At 70.0% G+C, this 21,479-nt stretch carries 18 protein-coding genes; 17 read left to right on the forward strand and 1 reads right to left on the reverse strand.

The features are described from left to right. Positions 1 to 48 precede the first annotated feature (48 nt). From AC5JJ1_RS25885 to AC5JJ1_RS25900, 4 genes are read left to right on the forward strand one after another with little or no spacing between them, the layout of a single operon-like run. Positions 49 to 1,248 carry an amidohydrolase family protein gene (locus AC5JJ1_RS25885; protein WP_495788003.1) on the forward strand — a complete coding sequence of 400 codons (1,200 nt, stop codon included), beginning with the start codon at positions 49 to 51 and terminating at the stop codon, positions 1,246 to 1,248. Then, positions 1,245 to 2,243: a lysylphosphatidylglycerol synthase domain-containing protein gene (locus AC5JJ1_RS25890; RefSeq protein ID WP_495788004.1), complete on the forward strand. Its 999-nt coding sequence runs from the start codon at positions 1,245 to 1,247 to the stop codon at positions 2,241 to 2,243. Before AC5JJ1_RS25885 ends, AC5JJ1_RS25890 begins: the two co-directional genes overlap by 4 nt. Further along, positions 2,243 to 3,352, forward strand: a complete 1,110-nt coding sequence (locus AC5JJ1_RS25895) for a radical SAM protein (protein ID WP_495788005.1) — start codon at positions 2,243 to 2,245, stop codon at positions 3,350 to 3,352. The genes AC5JJ1_RS25890 and AC5JJ1_RS25895 overlap by 1 nt, the downstream gene beginning before the upstream one ends. Positions 3,353 to 3,356: 4 nt before the next feature. After that, positions 3,357 to 3,941 (forward strand): amino acid synthesis family protein, encoded by a 585-nt coding sequence (locus AC5JJ1_RS25900; protein WP_495788006.1) that lies wholly within the window; start codon positions 3,357 to 3,359, stop codon positions 3,939 to 3,941. Between the two features lie 315 nt (positions 3,942 to 4,256). Here the strand turns inward: AC5JJ1_RS25900 and AC5JJ1_RS25905 are convergent, their stop codons facing one another. Beyond that, the gene (locus tag AC5JJ1_RS25905) at positions 4,257 to 5,675 is read right to left on the reverse strand and encodes an alanine/glycine:cation symporter family protein (protein ID WP_495788007.1); all 1,419 of its coding nucleotides are present in this window, start codon (positions 5,673 to 5,675) and stop codon (positions 4,257 to 4,259) included. An 875-nt stretch (positions 5,676 to 6,550) separates the two neighbouring features. Between AC5JJ1_RS25905 and AC5JJ1_RS25910 the strand changes: the two genes are divergently transcribed. The 13 genes from AC5JJ1_RS25910 to AC5JJ1_RS25970 all read left to right on the forward strand — a co-directional run bounded on the left by AC5JJ1_RS25910 (position 6,551) and on the right by AC5JJ1_RS25970 (position 21,479). Then, positions 6,551 to 7,831 carry an ABC transporter substrate-binding protein gene (locus tag AC5JJ1_RS25910; protein WP_495788008.1) on the forward strand — a complete coding sequence of 427 codons (1,281 nt, stop codon included), beginning with the start codon at positions 6,551 to 6,553 and terminating at the stop codon, positions 7,829 to 7,831. A gap of 115 nt (positions 7,832 to 7,946) precedes the next feature. Beyond that, on the forward strand, positions 7,947 to 8,960 hold the full coding sequence (locus tag AC5JJ1_RS25915) for a branched-chain amino acid ABC transporter permease (RefSeq protein ID WP_495788009.1): 1,014 nt from the start codon (positions 7,947 to 7,949) through the stop codon (positions 8,958 to 8,960). Positions 8,961 to 8,970: 10 nt separating this feature from the next. Continuing rightward, positions 8,971 to 10,062, forward strand: coding sequence for a branched-chain amino acid ABC transporter permease (locus tag AC5JJ1_RS25920; protein ID WP_495788010.1), 1,092 nt, complete (start codon positions 8,971 to 8,973; stop codon positions 10,060 to 10,062). After that, complete coding sequence (locus tag AC5JJ1_RS25925; protein ID WP_495788011.1) at positions 10,059 to 10,883, forward strand: ABC transporter ATP-binding protein; 825 nt, start codon at positions 10,059 to 10,061, stop codon at positions 10,881 to 10,883. The genes AC5JJ1_RS25920 and AC5JJ1_RS25925 overlap by 4 nt, the downstream gene beginning before the upstream one ends. Then, a complete protein-coding gene (locus AC5JJ1_RS25930) occupies positions 10,876 to 13,059 on the forward strand; it encodes an ABC transporter permease (protein WP_495788012.1) in 2,184 nt (727 codons plus the stop codon). Before AC5JJ1_RS25925 ends, AC5JJ1_RS25930 begins: the two co-directional genes overlap by 8 nt. Then, positions 13,056 to 13,895, forward strand: coding sequence for a phosphoenolpyruvate hydrolase family protein (locus AC5JJ1_RS25935; RefSeq protein WP_495788013.1), 840 nt, complete (start codon positions 13,056 to 13,058; stop codon positions 13,893 to 13,895). The genes AC5JJ1_RS25930 and AC5JJ1_RS25935 overlap by 4 nt, the downstream gene beginning before the upstream one ends. A gap of 18 nt (positions 13,896 to 13,913) precedes the next feature. After that, positions 13,914 to 16,640 carry a flotillin family protein gene (locus tag AC5JJ1_RS25940; RefSeq protein ID WP_495788014.1) on the forward strand — a complete coding sequence of 909 codons (2,727 nt, stop codon included), beginning with the start codon at positions 13,914 to 13,916 and terminating at the stop codon, positions 16,638 to 16,640. Beyond that, on the forward strand, positions 16,641 to 17,078 hold the full coding sequence (locus tag AC5JJ1_RS25945) for an SRPBCC family protein (RefSeq protein WP_495788015.1): 438 nt from the start codon (positions 16,641 to 16,643) through the stop codon (positions 17,076 to 17,078). It begins immediately after the preceding gene. A 1-nt stretch (position 17,079) separates the two neighbouring features. After that, positions 17,080 to 17,526, forward strand: a complete 447-nt coding sequence (locus tag AC5JJ1_RS25950) for an SRPBCC family protein (protein ID WP_495788016.1) — start codon at positions 17,080 to 17,082, stop codon at positions 17,524 to 17,526. Further along, positions 17,526 to 18,320: an FAD binding domain-containing protein gene (locus AC5JJ1_RS25955; protein WP_495788017.1), complete on the forward strand. Its 795-nt coding sequence runs from the start codon at positions 17,526 to 17,528 to the stop codon at positions 18,318 to 18,320. The genes AC5JJ1_RS25950 and AC5JJ1_RS25955 overlap by 1 nt, the downstream gene beginning before the upstream one ends. A gap of 1 nt (position 18,321) precedes the next feature. Next, positions 18,322 to 18,795, forward strand: a complete 474-nt coding sequence (locus tag AC5JJ1_RS25960) for a (2Fe-2S)-binding protein (protein ID WP_495788018.1) — start codon at positions 18,322 to 18,324, stop codon at positions 18,793 to 18,795. Next, complete coding sequence (locus tag AC5JJ1_RS25965; RefSeq protein ID WP_495788019.1) at positions 18,792 to 20,453, forward strand: xanthine dehydrogenase family protein molybdopterin-binding subunit; 1,662 nt, start codon at positions 18,792 to 18,794, stop codon at positions 20,451 to 20,453. Before AC5JJ1_RS25960 ends, AC5JJ1_RS25965 begins: the two co-directional genes overlap by 4 nt. 3 nt (positions 20,454 to 20,456) lie before the next feature. After that, complete coding sequence (locus AC5JJ1_RS25970) at positions 20,457 to 21,479, forward strand: xanthine dehydrogenase family protein molybdopterin-binding subunit (protein WP_495788020.1); 1,023 nt, start codon at positions 20,457 to 20,459, stop codon at positions 21,477 to 21,479.

Below are 21,479 nucleotides of genomic sequence, written 5' to 3' on the forward strand. Positions count from 1 at the left end.
ACGAATGGGCCGGGGCTAGAGTGGCGCTGGATCGAAGGGGATCAGCCCATGGCGGTGGAGCAGGCTTCGGGTCCGGCCAAGGGCCGCATCCTGGTGCGGAATATCGGGCTGCTGCTCTCGGGCGACCTGGCCGATCCGGTGCTCCAGGCAGATGCCATCCTGATCGAGGACGGCAGGATCGCGGCCGTGGGGCGGTCCGGGGAGCTGGCCGATCGCGGTGCGGTCGATGCCGTCATCGATGCGCATGGCTGCGCGGTCGCGCCCGGCCTGGTCGACAGCCATGTCCATCCGGTGATCGGCGACTGGACCCCCCGGCAGAACCAGATGGGCTGGGTCGAGAGCAACCTGCATGGCGGCGTCACCACCATGATCTCGGCCGGCGAGGTGCACCTGCCCGGGCGGCCGAAGGACATCGTCGGGCTGAAGGCGCTGGCGATCACTGCGCAACGGGCCTTCTTCAATGCCCGGCCGGCCGGGGTGAAGGTGCTGGCCGGCGCGCCGGTGCTGGAGAAGGGCATGGTGGAGAGCGACTTCGCCGAGCTCGCCGCCGCCGGCGTGACATTGCTGGGCGAGGTCGGCCTCGGCTCGGTGAAGGCGGGCTACGAGGCGCGGGAGATGGTGGCCTGGGCGCGCAAGCACGGCATCCAGAGCACCATCCATACCGGCGGGCCCTCCATCCCCGGCAGCGGGCTGATCGACAGAGACACGGTGCTGGAGGCGGATGCCGACATCATCGGCCATATCAATGGCGGGCATACCAGCCTGCCGGAGGCGCATGTCTGCGAGCTCTGCGAGCGCAGCAGCCGGGCGATCGAGCTGGTCCACAACGGCAACGAGCGGGTGGCGATCGCGGCGGTGCAGGCGGCGCGGGACCTCGGGCAGCTGCATCGCGTCATCCTCGGCACGGACAGCCCGGCCGGGTCGGGGGTGCAGCCGCTCGGCATCCTCAGGATGATCTCGCTGCTCTCCTCCCTCGGCGGCATCAAGGCGGAGCAGGCCTTCGCCATGGCGACCGGCAACACGGCGCGCATCCGCAGCCTCGATGCCGGGCTGATCGAGGCCGGGCGGGCGGCGGACCTCGTCTTCCTCGACCGGGCGCAGCACACGGCGGGCCGGGACCTGCTGCACAGCGTCGAGCTCGGCGACATCCCCGGCATCGGCGGCGTCATGATCGACGGGGTGATGCGCTGCGGCCGCAGCCGCAACACCCCGCCGGCCGAGCGGGTGCCCGAGACGCTCGGGCATTGATCCCGGGCTGGCGCCAGGGCCTCCGCAACGGGCTGGTCTTCGGCGCGCTGGCGCTGGGGGCGGTGATCGCCCTCAATGCCGGGGAGCTGCTGGGACTCGGCGCGGTGCTGGCGGACCTGCCGGCGGCGGTCGGCATCTCCGCTGCCGTCCACATCCCGCAGATCCTGCTGACGGCCGCCGCCTGGCGGGCGCTGCTGCCGCCCGCGGCGCGGCCGCCCTTCCGGGTGATGGCGCAGCTCCGCTGGTACCGGGAATCGGCCAATGCGCTGGTGCCGGCCGGGGCGCTGGTCGGGCAGGCGGCGGCGGCGCGGCTGCTCGCGCGCCACGGGATCTCCGGCCAGATGGCGGGGGCGACGGCGACCGTCGACCTGACGCTGGAGGCCGTCTCGCAACTCTTCTTCACCCTGGCGGGCGTCGCGCTGCTGCTCGGGGTGGGGGATGGGCCAGGGCTGCTCGGCTTTGCCGCGGCCGGGTTCGGCATCGCGCTGGCCGGGGCAGGGGCCATGGTGCTGTTCCAGCGCCGCCTGCCGCTGGCCCTGCTGGAACGCGGGCTCGGGCGGCTGGCGCGGCGCTGGCCGGCCATCGACCCCGGCTGGGTGCGGGGGCTGCAGGCGGCGATCCTCGACCTGCATGCCGACTGGCCGCGGTTGGCGGCGGCGACCCTCTGGCATACAGTCTCATGGCTGCTGGGGGCGGTGGAGATCGCAGGCGTGCTGTGGCTCCTCGGCCATCCGATCAGCCTGGCGGATGCGCTGGTGATCGAGAGCCTGGCCCAGGCCTTGCGGAATGTCGGCTTCATGCTGCCGGGGGCCCTGGCGGTGCAGGAGGGGGCGATCATCGGCGCCGCGGCGCTGGTCGGGGTGCCGGCCGCGGCGGCCCTCGCCGTGGCCCTGGTGCGGCGGGCGCGGGAGGTCTGCCTCAGCCTGCCGGGCCTTATCGCTTGGCAGCGGGCGGAGACCGGGGCTATGCGTCCGGCTGGACCGAGGGACAGGTGATGGCGAGCAAGACATCGGGGGTGTTCGACCTGCTGCGGCTGGTGCCGCGCGGGGGGCCGGCGATCTGCAACATCTCCGTCACCAATATGTGCAACGCGACCTGCGACTTCTGCAATTTCGCCCATGACAAGGGCTTCGTGAAGCACCGGAGCTGGCTGGATGCGGAGCGCTTTCCGGCCGCGCTGACCCGGCTGCGCGAGCAGGCCAATGTGCGCTTCGTCACCTTCATGGGCGGCGAGCCGCTGCTGCACCCGAAGATCCTGGAGATGGCGCGGGAGGCGACGGCGCAGGGCACCCAGCCGACCCTCGTCACCAATGGCTGGCTGCTGCCACCCAAGGTGGACGATCTGGCGGCGGCCGGCATCACCACCCTCTTCATCTCCATCGATAGCGAGCATGCGCATCTGCACGAGGAGAATCGCGGGCTGAAGGGCGTCTGCGCCCGCATCCGGGAGGCGAATACGCGCCTCGCCGCCAAAGGGGTGACGCCCATCGCCAGCGTCGCCATGACCCGCTTGGTGAAGGACTATGCCGCGCTCGGGCGCTTCCTCAAGGAGCTCGGCTTCGCCGCCGTCACCTTCTCCTATCCACGGAAGGCGGCGCTCGGCTCCTCCTCCCTCGTCTTTTCCGAGGATAGCGAGCTGGTCGACATGTCCCAGGCGGAGCTGCTGACCGCCTTCGACGGGGTGGAGCAGGCCCGCGCCGTCATCCCCGTCCACAACCCGCGCGCCGCCATCGCCGATATGCGCCGGCGCCTCACCGGCCAGGGCGAGCGCTTCATCTGCCATGCCGGCTACAAGTATTTCTACCTCGACTGGAACTACGACCTCTGGCGCTGCGAGGATTGGAAGGAGCCGCTCTCTTCCGTCTGGGACTTCACACCGGACAAGGTGATGCGCGATGGCTGCCAGGCCTGCACCACCGACTGCTACCGCGATGCCAGCATCATGCTGCATTTCTCGGTCTCGATCGGCGATTCCTTCGCGCGGCTACGGGAGGGGCGGCCGCTGGCGGCCGTTGCGGCGCTGGCCGACCGGCGCAACCTCGGCTCGCTCGGCGCCGTCATCGGGCATGGCGCACGGCTGGCCAATCTGGCGGGAAGGGCCTGAGCCGATGGCGGCGGTGATCCGGAAGCTCGTCGTGCTGCTGGACGAGACGCGGCGGGAGATGGGGCGCGAGCTGCCCCGGCCGATCCGCCGCGCCGTCGCCTGCGCCGTCATCGAGAACCCCTTTGCCGGCCGCTACGAGGAGGACCTCGCCGAGCTGATCGCCCAGGGCGAGGAACTCGGCGCGCTGCTGGCGGAGCGCGCGGTCGCCGCCCTAGGCATTCCGGGCGAACAGGTGGAAAGCTTCGGCAAGGCGGCGGTGGTGGGGGAGGCCGGCGAGCTCGAGCATGCCGCCGCGCTGCTGCACCCGAAGATGGGGGCGCCGGTGCGCGCGGCGCTCGGCAGGGGGCCGGCGCTGATCCCCTCGGCCAAGAAGGCCGGCGGTCCGGGGACGGCCATCGACGTGCCGCTGGGCCACAAGGACGCCGCCTTCGTCCGCAGCCATTTCGATGCCATCGAGGCCCGGGTGCCGGATGCGCCGCGAGCCGGCGAGATCCTGCTCTGCCTGGCGCTGACCGATGGCGGACGGCCGCTGCCGCGCATCGGCGGCCTGACCACCGCCGAGATCACCGGCCAGGACGGCCTTCGCTAATTGCGTTGTCCCCGGATTTGGTGGTGCGGGTCCGAGCAGCGGGGGCTGCTCAGTTAGGTCAGGCCGAGCGGCTCGTCGCTGCCTGCCTGTGCCTGGTAACGTCCGGCCGGACGTCCCGAACGCGCGCTAACGCGTGTACCTTCACGAATACCGACCCAAGGTCAGGCCATCCGCTTATCTCGAATTTGGCCTTTCAGGCAGTCGACAGGGTTATGGGATGGCCACGGCCCTTTCGGACGTCCCAGCCGTTCTGTGCGACGCCGCATGCGCTGATGGACCCGCAATCTCTGGTCACTCCATAGCTGCCGCCTGCGCTCAGCGTCGCCGCCAAATTTCGGGGTCGATCCGCCCGGCGAGTTCCGGCATCTCGTTGGCCAGGAAGACCGGCTCCTCCCCGCGGCGCCGCTTGGAGGCATAGTCGCGCGCCAGCCGCACGACGAGGCCCGAGAGCAGCAAGATTGCGACCAGGTTGATCGTCGCCATCAGCCCCATGGAGGCATCGGCCGCATTGAAGACGGTGGCCACGCTCTGCACTGCCCCCCAGACCACCATCGCCAGCACGCCGAGGCGCAAGGCGACAAGCCCCGCTCGGCGACCGAGGCCCAGGAAGACCAGTGCATTCTCCGCATAGGCATAGTTGCCGATGATCGAGGTGAAGGCGAAGAACAGTACCGCGATGGCGATGAAGTAAGGGCCAGCGGCGCCAATATGCATGCTCAGCGCCTCCTGCGTGAGCTGTGTGCCGTTGGCATCGGTGCCCGCCTGCAGCACGCCCGAGAGCAGGATGAGCAGCGCGGTCGCGGTGCAGATCACCAGCGTGTCGATGAAGACGCCGAGGGACTGCACGAAGCCCTGGCTGGCCGGGTGATGCGGGTCGGGCGTCGCTGCTGCGGCGATGTTGGGCGCGCTGCCCATCCCTGCCTCGTTCGAGAAGAGGCCGCGCTTGACGCCGTTCAGCATCGCGGCGGCCATGGAGCCCGCAACGCCGCCCGCCGCCGGCTCCAGCCCGAAGGCCGAACGCACGATCAGCGCCAGCATCGAGGGCACCTCGGCGATGTTGGCCACGACCGCGTAAAGCGCGACCGAAATGTAGCCCAGCGCCATCACGGGCACGATCACCTCCGCCGCGCGGGCGATGGTGGCGATGCCACCGAAGATGATGAGCCCGGCCAGCACGGCCAGCGCGAGCCCGGTGGCGAGCTTGGGCAGGCCGAAAGCACCTTCCATCGCATCGGCGATGGAGTTGGCCTGCACCGCATTGAAAACCAGCCCGAAGGAGAGGATCAGGCAAGCGGAGAAGAGTGCGCCCGCCCATGGCGCGCCGAGCCCGCGCGCGATGTAGAAGGCTGGGCCTCCGCGATAGCGCCCCTCCTCGTCCCGAACCTTGAAGAGCTGGGCAAGCGTGCTTTCGGCGAAGGCTGTGGCCATGCCGAGAGCCGCCACCATCCACATCCAGAAGATCGCGCCGGGCCCGCCTAGCGTCAGCGCAACCGCCACGCCGGCGATGTTCCCGGTGCCGACGCGGGAGGCCAGGCTTGTGCAGAGTGCCTGGAAGGGAGTGATCCCGGCCCGGTCCGCCCGCTTGGCGCCGGTGATGTTGCGGATCATCTCCGGGAAACGGAGGATCTGGATGAAGCGTAGGCGCAGGGTGAAGAAGACCCCGACCGCGAGCAGTCCATAGATCAGCACGTAGTTCCAAAGGACTGCGTTCAGCAGGTCGATCACCGCGTCCATTCGAAGGCTCCGGTCCTGCCGTCCGCGCGGCCGTTGGGGATCCCACGCCCAGCCAACACCACCCTTGGGACGGCCGAGGCGGCCCCGGAGCGGGCGGCCAGCCCTGAGGGATCGAGGTCCAAGGAACGGCCGGGCCGGAACATAGTTCTGAGCACCCAGCGCCACCGCCAGCGGAATGTCAGGCCGAAAGGTCCAGCCCCCTTGGAGATGGCGACAGGCCGGCACTCATCGCGGAGCTCGTTTCCTTTGAAAGGACAAAGCATTACCGCGCCGAATGCGCTAACCACCCATCCGCGCTCCGGCTTTGCCGGTATCGCCGCATTCGCCGCCTCGACCCGAACGCGCTGAACAGCGGCATTCCCGGCTGGGGCACCTTGCAGCATCTCAGCAGCGAGCTGCGGCTGCGCGCTGCGGCCGGGTTGCGGGCCAAGCATGTCTCCTATCGTGGCGCCGGGCCGCTGCTTGTTGGATTGCCGCCGCGAGCTGCTCGTCCCGCCGCTGGCCGCGCTGCTGCCCGACCGGCCTGCTGCGGCGCAGGCCGAGGCGCCCTGGCCCAGCAGGCCGGTCAAACCCATGATCCCCTGGCCGGCGGGCGCGCCGGCCGACACCTTTGGCCGCGCCGTCGCTCGCGAGCCAACGCCGCGGCTCGGCCGGAGCCTGGTCACAGACAAACGCACAGGCGTGACCGGCAGGCGTCTCCTGACCCGTCCAGCTTTCCCCTTGACGGATCGGACCACCGACGGCCACGCTGTTATCCACGCGTCACGATGCCTGCAGGGCCCTGCAGCTGCAGCTTCGCCAATGAAAAAATGGCCGTCCCCGGTGCAAGGTGCCGGCATGGAAAGCGGACCATCGTCCAGGTGGGAGGAACATGGATGAACTGGGATAAGCGGACTCTCTTCGGGCTTGCCGGCGCCGCAGCCTTGTCTCTGGGCTTGGCGATGCCGGCGGCGGCACAGACCCAGCCGCCCATCCGGATCGGGGTGCTCGTCGCCCTAGAGGGCGCCTTCGCCGCCGGCGGCGCCGATGCCGTGCGCAACGTCGAACTCGCCCTGCGGCAGGTGAACCACACCGCCGGCGGGCGCCGGATCGAGACGGTCGTGGCGCCGAGCGACACGCGGCCGGATACTGCCGTGCGCCAGGCGCGCAAGCTCATCGAACAGGATCGCGTCGATTTCATTATCGGGCCGCTCTCCGGTTCCGAGGGCATCGCGATCCGCGACTACGCCAAGACAATTCCCGACCGCACGATCATCAACGGCATCTCGGGTGCGCTCGAGATGACCTGGGTGGATCCCGCGCCCAACGTCTTCCGCTTCAACCTCGACGGCGCGCAGTGGGGTACCGGCCTCGGCCGCTACGTCGTGCAGAACCGGGGCTGGCGCCGAGTCGCCACGGTCGCCGCCGATTACTCCTTCGGCTACACCAACTTCCTCGGCTTCGCGGTCGATTTCTGCCGCGCCGGCGGCACCATCGTGCAGCGCTTCTGGGTGCCGCTCGGCGCCACGGATTTCGGCGGCGTGATCGCGCAACTGCCGGATAACGTGGACGCCGTCTATCTCGGCATGGGCGGCACGGATGCCATCAACTTCCTGAACCAGTGGCAGCAGGCCGGCGCCGGCACACGGATCATCGGCGGCACCATCATGGCTGACCAGACAGTCCTGACCGCGCGCGGCCGCGCCAAGGAAGCGCTGGTCGGGACGCTGACCTCCGGCCCGCTGGCGGAGGACAATGCGGACCCGGCCTGGCAAACCTATGTGCGCCAGTACCGCGAGGCCTTCCCGGCGAACCAGCGCTTCCCGAGTCCCTCGCTGTTCGGCACCGGCTACTACATCGCCACGCAGGCCGCGATCGCTGGGCTGAATGCTGTGAACGGCGATCTCAGCGACGGGCAGCGGCGGTTCAACGCGGCGCTCTCGTCGCTGCGCCTCGCCACGCCGCTCGGCGAGGTCACGTTGAACGAGAACCGCCAGGCCACCGGCACGGTCTTCGTCAACGAGATCGCGGAAGGCCCCGGCGGGACGCTGGTGAGCCGCAACGTCGCGAAGGTCGACGGCGTGAACCAGACCTTGGGGCTGACCGCCGCGCAGTTCCAGGCCATGGGGCTGCCGTCCCGCACCAACCCGGACTGCCGGGCGCTGGGCGGCGGCTGACCGGCGATCCCGTGGACGGCGCCTGGCGGCGCATCCTGCGGGCTGGCCCCGGCGAAGCGGGGTAGGGTCCGTTGTGCGCTCCCGGCCCGCCGTCCCGCACGGAGTGTCCGCCGCCATGACCGACATCGCGCGACGCTACCCCGTCTGGACGCTGATCGTCCTGCTGCTGGCAGCGGGGCTGCTGTGGCTCATCCTGACGCCCTGGACCGCGGGCGTTGAGCAGGTGCTCGGCCGCAAGCGGGTCTTCGTCAATGCGTTGTTCGGCGGCCTGACGCTCGGCGCGCTCTATTTCCTGGTCGCGTCCGGCTTCACCCTGATCTTCGGGCTGATGCGCAACGTCAACCTGGCGCATGGCTCGCTGTACCTGCTGGGCGGCTATCTGGGCTATGGGGTGTCGAATGCGGCCGGCGACTGGCTGGTGGCCGTGCCGGTCGTCTTCCTGGTGGTCGGGCTGTTCGGCCTGCTGCTCCAGCATCAGGTCTTCCGGCGCATGGAGGGCGAGGAGCTCCGGCAGACCATGGTCACCATCGGCCTGTCGGTGGTGCTGGCCGACATCATGCTGTGGATCTGGGGCGGGCAGTCCTACACGCTGCAGACGCCCGACTGGCTCTCGGGCCCCGCAACCCTGCCGATCGTCGTCGCGGTCGACCGCAACGGGGCGCCTGTCTACATGCGCTTCCCGCAGGTGCGCATCGCCATTCTGATCATGGCGATCGTCATCGGCCTCGGGATGTGGCTGGTGCTTAACCGAACGCGGCTCGGCATGCTGGTCCGCGCGGGCGTCGACGACCGGGAGATGCTGACTGCATCGGGCATCCGGATCCAGTACGTGTTCCTCGCCGTCTTCGGCTTTGGCGCGGGGCTGGCGGGTGTTGCGGGCGTGGTCGGCGGTACCTTCCAGTCGCTCGCCCCGGGCGAGGACACGCGCTTCCTGCTGGCGAGCCTGGTCGTGGTGATCGTCGGCGGCATGGGGTCGATCACCGGCGCCGCACTCGGCGCGCTCATCATCGGCCTCGTCGAGCAGATCGGGCTGGTCTACGCGCCAACCTATTCGGTAGTCTTCACCTTCCTGATCATGGCGCTCGTCCTGGCCTTCCGGCCGCAGGGCCTCATTGGCAACCGGCGCTGAGGGGGCGGCATTGGCGCTGACCGACAAGTCCCGCGACCAGCGCGCCGGCACCCCCGCCGGCTCCGCCTCTTGGCCGGACCTGGTCATGTCCATTCCCGCCGGCTGGTGGGCGACGGGCTGCATCCTGCTGATCATGCCCACCCTCGCCAGCGACTTCTGGCTGTTCCAGGTCTTCGGCTGGTCCTTCTGCCTCGGGGTCATCGCGCTCTCGCTGATGTTCCTCGCGGGCTATGGCGGGATGGTGAGCCTCATCCAGATGACCGTCGCGGCGCTGGCCGGCTACATGGTGGCGATCCTCGGCACGTCCGGGGTGCAGCAGATCAGCCTTGGCCTACCCTGGTGGCTCTACCTGCCGCTGGCGGTCCTGATCGCGGCGGCTTTCGCCACGGCCGTGGGCGCGCTGGCGGTGCGTACCGAGGGCATCTACACCATCATGATCACCCTCGCGATCGCCAGCGCCTTCTTCTACTTCACCCGCCAGAATTACGAGATATTCAACGGCTACAGCGGTTTCAACCTGGTGGTGCCGCCGCGAGTGCTCGGCATCGACTGGCGGCAGCCGACCGCCTTCTACTACCTCGCCCTGGTCTTCGCGGTGCTGTGCTTCCTCGCCGTCGTCTATGTCGCGCGCTCGCCCTTCGGCCTCGCCCTGCAGGGCATCCGCGACAACCCGAGGCGGATGGCGGCGATGGGCTTCAACGTCGTCGCGCACCGGATCGCCGCCTATGGCTTCGCCGGCGTCATCGCCGCCATCGGCGGCATCCTCCTCGTCTGGCAGAACACCCAGGTCGCCGCCTTCACCGCGGGGATCGGGGCGGTGATCGACATCCTGATCATCGCCGTCATCGGTGGCTTGCGCCGCCCGATCGGGCCCTTCGTCGGCGCCTTCATCTACGTGCTGCTCGGCACCTTCAGCCCGGATGTGCTGTCCGCCTTCAACCTGTCGAACGAACGCTTCAAGCTGCTCATCGGGCTCGGCTTCCTCGCGGTGGTGTTCTTCTCCCCCGATGGCGCGTTGGGGCTATGGGACCGCTGGCGGGAGGCGCGCCGCAGGCCGGTCGATCCCCTCACCGGCCGGGCAAACCCGGGCCGCGTGCCGTGAGGCCCACCGAAGCGCGGCCCGCTGCCGCCCGCGCGGACGCGGCCGAGCGACTCGGCGCCGCCGGGTCCGGCAACGCGCTCGAACTGCGCGGCGTGACCAAATTGTTCGGCGCGCTCGCCGCCATCTCGGACGTTACGATGACGGTCGCGGCCGGGGAGCGGCGCGCCGTGCTGGGGTCCAACGGCGCGGGGAAGACGACGCTGTTCAACTGCGTCACCGGCGACTTCCTGCCGAGCTCGGGCACGATCCGCCTGTTCGGCGAGGAGGTGACGCGCTTCCCGGCACATGAGCGCATTCGCCGGGGCCTGCGCCGCACCTACCAGATCTCGCTGCTGTTCGGCGGGCTCAGCGTCGCGGACAATGTCTACCTCGCCTGCCGCGGCGTCAGCCGCGGCCGCTTCTCGCTGCTCCGCCCGCGGCGTGGCGACCCGCTCCTCACGCGCAGCGAGGAGTTGATCGAGGCCGTTCACCTGGCGGAGGTGCAGGGACGGCTGGTGAGCGAACTCAGCTACGGCCAGCAGCGCCAGTTGGAGATCGCGCTGGCGCTGGCCGGCGCCCCGCGGCTCATCCTGTTCGACGAGCCGGCGGCCGGCCTGTCGCCCACGGAGCGCGCCGAGCTGGTGGCCATCCTGGCGAACATGCCGGCCCATATCGGCTTCATCATCATCGAGCACGACATGGATGTGGCGCTGCGGGTCGCCCAACGCGTGACGATGATGCACAACGGCCGCGTCTTCAAGGAGGGCACGCCGGCCGAGATCGAGGATGATCCACAGGTCCAGGAGCTCTATCTGGGGGACGGACGCCATGCGCATGCCTGACCGCCAGGGTCCTGCCAGCCTCGACATCCGCGGGCTGAACGTCTTCTACGGGGCGAGCCACGCCCTGCAGGGCGTCGACCTGCGACTCGATGGCGGCGCGCTGTCGGTGGTGGGCCGGAACGGAATGGGCAAAACCACGCTGTGCAAGGCGATCATGGGCCTCGTTCCCGTGGCCTCGGGGTCGGTCGCCTTCCGCGGGCAACCGCTGCTCGGCCGTTCCCCCGCGGACATCGCGCGGCTCGGCATCGGCTACGTGCCGCAGGGGCGCCGCCTCTGGCGGTCGCTGACGGTGGACGAGCACCTGCGGATGGTCGCGCGCAGGGGCGGCGCGTGGACCATCGAGCGGGTTTACGCGACCTTCCCGCGGCTGGCCGAGCGCCGCGGCAATGGCGGCGCGCAGCTTTCGGGCGGCGAGCAGCAGATGCTGGCGATCGGTCGGGCGCTGCTGATGAACCCGAAGCTGCTGGTCATGGACGAGCCGACCGAAGGCCTCGCCCCGGTGATCGTCGCGCAGCTCGAGGAGTTGCTCGTCTCGCTCGCCGAGGATGGCGAGATCGACGTGCTGGTGATCGAGCAGAACATCGGCGTCGCCTGCGCGGTGGCGGAGACGGTGGCCATCATGGTCAATGGCCGCGTCAACCGCATCGCCCCGGCACGCGACCTAGCCGCGGACCGGGAGCTGCAGCAACGCCTGCTCGGCGTCGGCCGCTACGGGCACGAGGACACGCCGCTGGTCGCCGAGCCGCCGGCGGAGGCCGACATCCGCCGGCCGGCGGGCGCGTCCAGCAAGATCTACATGTCCAACCCCACGCTGCCGACGCGCTGGTCGAAGCCGGTCCCGGTGGAGGTGCTGGAGCGTATGGCCCGGGTGGTCACCAACCAGCCTATCGCCGCCCCGGCGGGGGGACAGGCCGAGATCCGGCCGCTCGCCGCGCCGGGTTCCGATGTCGTGCTCGTGGTGGGCACGCTCGACACCAAGGGCGAGGAACTGCGCTACATGCGCGACCTCATCCGCGAGGCCGACCTGCCGGTGCGCCTGGTGGACCTGTCGACCAGCGGCGGGCATTCCGGCGCGGATGTTCCCGCGCATCAGGTCGCGGCCTTCCATCCGCGCGGCGCCGCCGGGGTCTTCACCGGCGACCGCGGCGCCGCGGTCGCGGCGATGACCGAAGCCTTCCGGCGCTGGCTGGAACGGCAATCGGGCATCGCCGGCATCCTCTCGGCGGGCGGATCGGGCGGGACGGCGATGGTTGCGCCGGCCATGCGGACGCTGTTGGTCGGGGTGCCGAAGCTGATCGTCTCGACCGTCGCAAGCGGCGATGTGCGACAGTATGTCGGCACCGCGGACATCATGCTGATGCATTCGGTCGCCGACGTTCAGGGGCTGAATGCGATCACTGAGGACGTGCTGGGCAATGCCGCCCAGGCGATGATCGGCATGGTCAGGGCCCGCCGTGCCGCCCGGCCGCGCCGGCCGAGGCGCCCAGCCGTCGCGCTGTCCATGTTCGGCGTCACCACCCAATGTGTTCAGCAGATTGCGGGCGCGCTGCGCGAGGACTGGGACTGCCTCGTCTTCCACGCCACCGGCATCGGCGGGCAGTCCATGGAGCGGCTGATCGACGACGGCAAGGTCGCAGCGGTCATCGACATCACTACCACTGAGGTCGCGGACATGCTGTTCGGTGGCGTGCTGCCCGCCACGCCCGACCGCTTCGGCGCCGTGATCCGCACGCGCATGCCCTTTGTCGGCTCCGTCGGCGCGGCGGACATGGTCAATTTCGGCCCGCCCGAGACGGTGCCGGAGCGCTACCGCGGACGGGTCTTCTACCACCACAACCCGCAGGTGACGCTGATGCGCACCACCCCCGAGGACTCCGCCGCGATCGGCCGCTGGATCGCCGAGCGGCTCAACCTGATGGAGGGGCCGGTGCGCTTCTACCTGCCCGAGGGCGGCGTCTCGGCGCTCGATGCCCCCGGCCGCGCCTTCCAGGATCCCGTGGCCCGCCAGGCGCTGTTCCGCGCCATCGAGGCGACGCTGCGTCCCGGTCCCAACCGGCAACTGATCCGCCTGCCGCAGCACATCAACGACCCGGGTTTCGCCGCCGCGGTCCTCGCCGGCTTCCGCCAGCTGCATGGCGGAGCCCGGACGCCACGCAGGAAGAGGGGCCAGCCATGAGCGCGCAGCGCGAGACCCGCCAGGACATCCTCGATCGTTTCCGCGCCATGGTCGCCCGTGGCGAGCCGATCATCGGCGGCGGCGCAGGCACCGGGCTCTCGGCGAAATGCGAGGAGGCGGGCGGGATCGACCTGATCGTGATCTACAACTCCGGCCGCTTCCGCATGGCCGGCCGCGGTAGCCTCGCCGGCCTCATGCCCTATGGCGACGCGAACGCGATCGTCATGGAGATGGCGGGCGAGGTGCTGCCGGTAGTGCGTCGGACGCCGGTGCTCGCTGGCGTCTGCGCGACCGACCCTTTCCGGCGGATGGAGGTCTTCCTGGACGAGGTCCGGCGCATCGGCTTCGCGGGCGTGCAGAATTTCCCAACCGTCGGCCTGATCGACGGCGTCTTCCGGCAGAACCTGGAAGAGACCGGCATGTCTTACCAGCTCGAGGTCGAGATGGTGGCGATGGCGCGCGCCCGGGGATTGCTAACCACCCCTTATGTCTTCGACGAGGCGGATGCGGTGGCCATGGCGAGGGCAGGGGCCGACATTGTCGTCGTGCATCTGGGACTCACCGCCGGCGGTAGCATCGGCGCCGACACCGGGCTGAAGCTGCCCGACTGCCCGGCGATCGTCGAGCGCATCGCGGCGGCGGCGCTGACCGAGAAGCCCGACGCCATCGTCCTGGTGCATGGCGGGCCGGTCGCAATGCCCGCGGATGCCGAGTTCATCCTGCGGAACACCTCGGCCTGCCACGGATTCTACGGCGCTTCGTCCATGGAGCGCCTGCCCGCCGAGATTGCGCTGACCGAGCAGACCCGTGCCTTCAAGCGCATCGCACGCAGCTGAGCCGATAAGGGAACGAGCATGAGCGGGCAAATCATCGGGCAACTCATCCTCTTGCTGATCGTCGCTGTCGTCGGCATCGCCATCGTCTATTGGGTGATGCAGCGGCTCTACCGTCGCTCGACGAAGGAGATCGCCTTCGTGCGCACCGGATTCCTCGGGGAGAAAGTGGTGATCGACGGCGGCGCCTTCGTCTGGCCCATCATCCACGACATCACGCCGGTCAACATGAACGTGCTGCCGCTGCCGATCAGCCGCTCGAAGGGCGAGGCGGTGATCACGCGGGACCGGATGCGCATCGATCTGGAGGCCGAGTTCTACGTGCGCGTGCAGCCCGAGCGGCGCGCCGTGGCGATGGCTGCCTCGACGCTCGGCCGCCGGACGCTGGAGCCGGAACGGCTGAACGCCCTGCTGTCGGGCAAGTTCGAGAGCGCGCTGCGCGCCGTTGCCGCCGAGATGGACATGGCCGGCATGCACGAGAAGCGCTCGGACTACGTCGCGCGCGTCAAGGCGGTGGCGCAGGCCGATCTTGAGAAGAACGGGCTCGAGCTCGAGAGCGTCGCGATCCTCGACATCGACCAGACCAGTCTGGAGTTCTTCAACCCTTCCAACCGCTTCGATGCGGAAGGCCTCACCGCACTGATCCGGGAAATCGAAGGCAGGCGCACGTTGCGCAATGACATCGAGCAGAATGCGATGATTCAGATCCGGGCGCGCAACCTGGAGTCCGAGAAGCGGGCGCTCGACATCGAGCGGGAGGGCGAGGAAGCTCGCCTCGACCAGGAGCGCGAGATCGAGTTCCGGCGCGCCCAGCAGCGGGCGCAGGTTGCGCGCGAACGCGCCGCCCGGGACACGGAGGCGGAGGAAGCGCAGATCACGGCGCGCGAGATCATCGAGAAGGCACGCATCGAGAACGAACGTGTCGTCGCCGAGGCGCGCATCGCTTCCGAGCGCGAGGTCCGCGGCCGCGAGATCGCGCGCCAGAAGGCCATCGAGTCCGAGGAGATCGCCGCGCGCGAGGAGGTGGATAAGCTGCGCATCCTGCACGAGCGGAGCGTGCGCGAGGCCCGGATCGAGAACGACCGCGAGACGCAGTCCCGCGAGATTGCCAAGCAGCAATCCCTACAGGAGGCCGAGATCGCTGCGCGTGAGGCGACCGAGCGGGCGCGCATCGAGCAGGAGAGGGCGGTCGACGAGGCGCGGATCGCTCGGGAGCGCGAGACCCAGGGGCTCGAGATTGAGCGGCAGCGCAGCCTGGAACATGCGGAGATCGTCGCGCGCGAGGAGACCGAGAAGCGGCGCATGGCGCAGACCTTGCTGCTGGCCCAGACCCGCATCGCCGGGGAGGAGAAGGTCCGCCGGCAGGAGATCGAGCGGCAGCGGAGCCTGGAGGAGGCGGAGATCGTGGCCCGCGAGGCCGTGGAACGTGCCCGCATCGCGCAGGCCGCCGAGGTGAACGAGGCGCGCATCGGAGAGGACCGGCGCATCCGGGAGCTGGAGATCGAGCGCCAGAGCTCGGTCGAGGCGGTGGAGATTGCTGCGCTTGAGGCGACCGAGGCGGCGCGCATCGCGCGCGACAAGCGCATCTCTGCCGACCGGATCGCCGCCGAGGAGGCGACCCGGACGCGCGAAATTGCGCGCGAGCAGGCGCTGGAGGGGGCGGAGATTGGGCGCCGCCAGGAGGTGGAGAAGGCGCGGATCGCCGCCGAGCTGGCGCTGGAGCAGGAGCGCATCGCCAGCCGCCGGACACGGGAGATCATCGATATCGAGCGCGCGAAGGTCGTGGAGGCGGCCGAGCAGTCGAAGGTAGTCTCGCTAGCGGGCGAGAAGGCGAAGGCCGCGCAGGCCGATGCCGCGGTGCGGCAGGCGCAGATCGCCGCTCAGCGCGACGTCGAGGCCGCGGAGGTGGAGCGCGAGCGCGCCGTGGAAGCGGCGAAAGTCGAGCGGCGCCGGGCGCTGGAGCAGATTGAGATCGCTCGCGTGCAGGCGCTGCGTGAGGCCGAGATCGAGAGCCGTGAGGATGTGGAGCGCGCCCGCGTCGCGTCTGAACGGCAGCTCGACGAGATCCGCATCGACCACGAGACCAGCCGGCGGCGGCTGGAGGTCGAGCGGGAGAAGGTGGTGGAGAGCGTGCAGATGGACAAGGCGATCGCGCTCTATCGCAAGTCGCTTGACGAATCGGCCGCCAGGGCCGAGGCCGAGGCGGCGCGGGCGCTGGCCGCGGTCTCCGAGGAGAAGGTCCGCACCGCGCGCGAAACCGAGGCCGCGAGCCGGCGCAAGTCGGTGGATGTGCTGCTGGCGGAGAAGGCGGCTGCCGAGGCGCGGCTGATGGCCGAGGCCGCGAAGGTGCGCGCCGCCGTCGAGGCCGAGGCGCAGAAGCTGCTGAATGAAGCGGAGAATATCCTGACGGACGAGGCGAGGCACTCGTTGTTCCGCCGGAAGCTGCTGGAGCATGTGGAGGGAATTGTTGCGGCCAGCGTCAAGCCGCTCGAGAAGATTCAGGACATCCGCATCGTGCAGCTCGACGGCCTCACCGGCGGTGGCGGCGGCGTTGGGTCGCCGACCGACGAGGTGATCAACTCGGCGCTGCGCTACCGCGTGCAGGCGCCACTGATCGACAGCCTGCTCGGCGACATTGGCATCGAGGGCGGCAGCCTGGCGAAGCAGGGCGGCCTGATCCGCGAGGCCTCCGACATGCAGCGCATCGCTGAGGGCGCCCGCAAGGCGGGCAAGGGGGACCAGAAATAGATGGCACGGGTCTATGTGAGCTCCGTGATCGACGCGCCCGTTGCGCGGGTCTGGGAACGGGTCCGCGACTTCAACGGCCTGCCGCGCTGGCTCCCAGCGGTGCGGGAGAGCCGGATCGAGAACGGCGAGCCATCAGACCGCGTCGGCTGCGTCCGTGACTTCCGGCTGCAGAACGGGGATAGGCTGCGGGAGCAGCTCCTGGCCCTCTCGGACTACGAGTATTTCTGCACCTATTCCATTCTCGAGAGCCCCATGCCGCTGACCGGCTACGTTGCCACGCTGCGGCTGACGCCGGTCACGGACGGGGACCGCACCTTCGCGGAATGGTTGGCCGAATTTGACTGCGCGCCGGAGGCTGCCGACGAGCTGGAGAAGGGCATCGGCCAGAACGTGTTCCTGGCGGGCTTCACGGCGCTCAAGCGCCAGATGGCGACGTGACATGCCGAAGGTGGTGCGCAGCACGGTGATCGCGGCGCCGGTGGAGGCGGTCTGGGCGGTGCTGCGCGATTTCAACGGGCATGACCGCTGGCACCCCGCCGTTGCCGAGAGCCAGATCGAGCGCGGGCAGAGCGCCGACCGCATCGGATGCATCCGCCGCTTCCGGCTGCAGGACGGATCGGAGTTACGCGAGCGCCTGCTCACGCTGTCAGATGCGGACCTGGCCTTCAGCTACTGCCTGCTCGAGACGCCGATACCTCTGCTCAACTACGTGGCGCATGTGCGGCTGGCGCCGGTGACGGATGTCGACCAGACCTTCTGGCACTGGGAAAGCCGCTTCGACACGCCGGCCGGCCGCGAGGTGGATCTCGCCCGCATGGTGGGCGACCAGATCTATGGCGGCGGCTTTGCGGCGATCCGCGACTATCTGGCACGGGAGACGGGCTGATGGCGGTGACGGTGGAGAGCCATGGGACGATTGCCGAAGCGCAGCGCGCGCTCGGGTCCGGCGCCGTGTATCTGGGCGGCGGCACCATCCTGATGCGTGCCGTCAATGCCGGGCTGGTGCAGGGGCGGGTGGTGCGTAGCACGGACCCGTCGCTGTCGCGGATCCGGCCCATGGGCGAAGGCGTCGAGATCGGCGCGGGCGTCACCATGGCCGCCATCGCGGCCAATCCGGACCTCGGCTTCCTGCATCCGGTGGTCCGCGCGGTGGGCGGGCCGCAGGTGCGGAACATGGCGAGCATCGGCGGCAACCTCTTCGCCGAGCATCCCTATGGCGACCTCGCCGCGGCCCTGCTGGCGCTCGGCGCGCGGATCGTGATGGCCGGCGGGATGCAGCGCCCGATCGAGGACCTGCTGCGCGACCGGTTGCGGGCCGGGCTGGTCGCCGCGGTGCAGGTGCCGCGCCCGCGCGACCCGCGAGCCTTCGGCTTCCTCAAGGTCAGCCGTGTCAGGCCCAAGGGGGTCTCGGTGCTGTCCTTCGCCGCGCATCTCCCGCGGGAGGGTGGGCGGTTGCGCGGCGTGCGCATCGCCTGCGTCGGTCTTGGCCCGATGCCGCTGCGGTCGCCATCGGCGGAGCGCGCGCTGGAGGGCGGCCCGCTGGATGCCGCCGCGGTGGCACGGGCCGCGGCCCTCGTGGCCGAAGGGCTGGACCCGCCGACCGATGCGCTGGCCAGCGCATGGTACCGGCGCGAGGTGGCGGGCGTGCATCTGCGTCGCCTGCTCGGGAGGATGCTCTGACATGGCGCTGAAGCCGGTCACCTTCACGCTGAACGGCGAGCCCAAGGCCGCCTTCACGGAGGACGGACAGAACCTGCTCGACCTGCTGCGTCGCGGCGTCGGCGACCTCTCGCCGAAATACGGCTGCGGCCAGGGCACCTGCGGGGCCTGCACCGTCTTGCTGGACGGCGAGCCGCAACTTGCCTGCCTCCTCCTCGGCGAGGCAGTGGAGGGGCGTCGGATCGATACGGCCACCGGCCTCGGCGGGCCTGCGCCGCATCCCCTCCAGGACGCCTTCATGGAACGATTCGCGGCGCAATGCGGCTATTGCACACCGGGGATGCTCATGGCGGCCAAGGCGCTGCTGGACCGCAACCCCGCCCCGACGCGCGAGGAGGTGATCGAGGCGATCAGCGGAAATCTCTGCCGCTGCACCGGCTACGAGCCGATCATCGCTGCCATCCTTGATGTCGCGGCAGAAAGGAAGCGGGCATGAGCGGGACCCTCACGCAGCAGGCGATGATCGACTTCCGCAAGGAGTTCTTCGCCGACGAGCGCGACGACAACCTCAATGAGGTCGGCAGGCCGACCCGGCGGCAGGACATCACCGGCCATGTCACCGGGCGCTCACCGTTTTACGACGACCATCTGTTCGACGGGCTGCTGCATATCCGCTGCGTGCGGTCGCCCCACCATGCGGCGCGCGTGCAGCGCATCGACCTTGCCGAGGCCGAGCGGATGCCCGGCGTCGTCCGCATCCTTACCGGGCGCGACGTGCCGCGCAACCTGAACACGCTGCTCTCGCTGCTCGATTTCGGCCTCGATGACGAGCCGGTGCTGGCCACCGACCGCGTCCGCTACCGGGGCGAGCCGGTGGCGGCGGTGATCGCGACGAGCGAGGCGCGGGCGCGCGACGCGGTGGCGAAGGTCCGGGTGGAATGGCAGCCGCTGCCGCATGTGCTGGACGTGGAGGAGGCGATCCGGCCGGGCGCGCCGACGGTGCTCGACGTCTATCCCACCAATCGCTTCGTCTATCACGGCAAGTACGACCACCAGAAGCTGCGCTTCGGCGACGTCGAGGCCGGCTTCCGCCAGGCAGACCTGGTCGTCGAGGGGCGCTACCAGATGTCGCCGATCGAGCAGGCGCCGATCGAAACCTGCGGCGCCATCGCCGCGCCCGAGCAAAACAGCCGCTATGTCTGCTACACCTCGACGCAGGCGCTGTTCTTCTCGCTCGCCACCGCCTCGAAGGTGCTGGAAACGCCGTCGAGCCGGCTGCACTTCATCGGTGGCACGGTGGGTGGCGGCTTCGGCGGCAAGGTGGACAGCATCCACGAGCCGCTGGCCATCCTGGGGGCCATGCTGACGGGGCGGCCCTGCAAGTACATGTGGGACCGCGAGGAGGAAATGCAGGTCGGCGCGCCGCGCGGCGCCGAGCGCTGGTACGTGAAGGACGGGGTGATGCGCGACGGCCGCATCGTCGCCCGCCAGTTCACCGGCTACTTCGATTCCGGCGCCTATACGCGGCTTTCCTCCTACGCGATCATCAAGGGCGTGGGGCATCTGCCGGGGCCCTACACGATCCCGAACGTGTCGGCGAACGTCTATTGCGTCTTCACCAACCGCACGCCGGCGACGGCGATGCGCGGCTTCGGCATCACCGGCGTGGACTTCGCGATCGAGGCGCATATGGACAAGGTGGCGGAGGCGGTCGGGATGAACCCGATCGAGCTGCGCATCCTCAACGCCTATCGCGACGGGGACATGAAGGCGCATCGGCGCCTGGCCAAGAACTGCGCCCTGATCGAGTGCTGCCAAGTGGTGGCGGAGAAGGCTGGCGTCCGGCTGAGCCCGGCCATGCTCGCTGCCGCGTCGCGGCGCGACGGCGGCGGCGAGCGCGCGCGCCTGCCGGCCGTGACCACGACGGATGAGGAGGGGCGGGTTGCCGGCGTTCAAGGCGGCAGCTACGCCCGCAAGGGTGCGCGCCCCGCCACGGTGCCCGGCGCCGCCCCTGCGCCGCCGCGGGCCCAGCTGCCGTCCCGGACGGCGCTGCCGCCCGCTGGGTCGCCGCCACCGCCGCCCGCACCGGCCACCGCCCCGTCGCGCGCCGGGGCGATGCGGTTCTCCTCCCTGTCCGGCTTCCGGAGGCGCTGAGCCATGGCGCTGCATCGCGGCCGCGGCTTCGCCGCCATCAACTACCCCATCGGGATGAATCTCGGCGGCGACCCGAGCCAGGCGCTGATCCACTCCAACCCCGACGGAAAATTCACCGTGGCGCTGTCGGCGATTGATCTCGGCCAGGGCATGAAGTCGGTCACTCGCCAGATCGCGGCGGAGACGCTCGGCGTGCCGGTGGAGGATGTCTATGTCGATACCGCCGACAGCGACACCGGCCCGCACGACATGGGCAGCTTCGCCAGCCGCGGCACGCACCGCATGGGCAATGCGGTGATCATGGCGGCGCGGGAGGCGCGCGCCGTCATGCTCGAGGCCGCGGCCGAGGAGCTCGAGGTCGATCCCGGCGACCTGGTGACGGATGGGCGCGGCAACATCCATGTACGCGGCGCGCCGGGCCGGTCCATCACCACCATGGCGGCGGCGCAGGCGGCGCAGTTCAGGCAGGGCCGCACCATCGCGGGGCGGGGCATCTTCCTGATCCCGCTGAGCGACGTCGATCCCGATACCGGCGAGATGACGCCGGTTTCCACCTTCGCTCATGCCGCCATGCTGGTCGAGGTTGAGGTGGATGACGAGACTGGCGAGGTGACGGTCACCGACATGAGGTCGGCCTATGAGGTCGGCCGGGCGCTGAACCCCCGGCTGGTCGAGCAGCAATTGCGCGGCGGCGCCTGGATGGGGATGAGCCACGCCGCCTGGGAGACGACGGAGCCCTACTACCCCGCGCGCGACCACGGCCCGGTCGACTTCAACACCTACCTGATGCCCGGGCCAGGCGACCTGGCGCCGCACCATATCAGCGTGCTGGAACGCCCGGCCGAGGACGGGCCCTATGGCGGCAAGGGGCCGGGCGAGATGTGCGCGAACCCGGTGCTGCCGGCTGTCGTCAACGCGGTCTACGACGCCATCGGCGTGCGCATCGACGAACTGCCGGTGACGCCTGAGAAGGTGCTGCGCGGCCTGAAGGCGCAGGGCGGCGCGAAGCCGCGGAAGCGGCTGTAG

The organism is Belnapia sp., assembly GCF_059504005.1.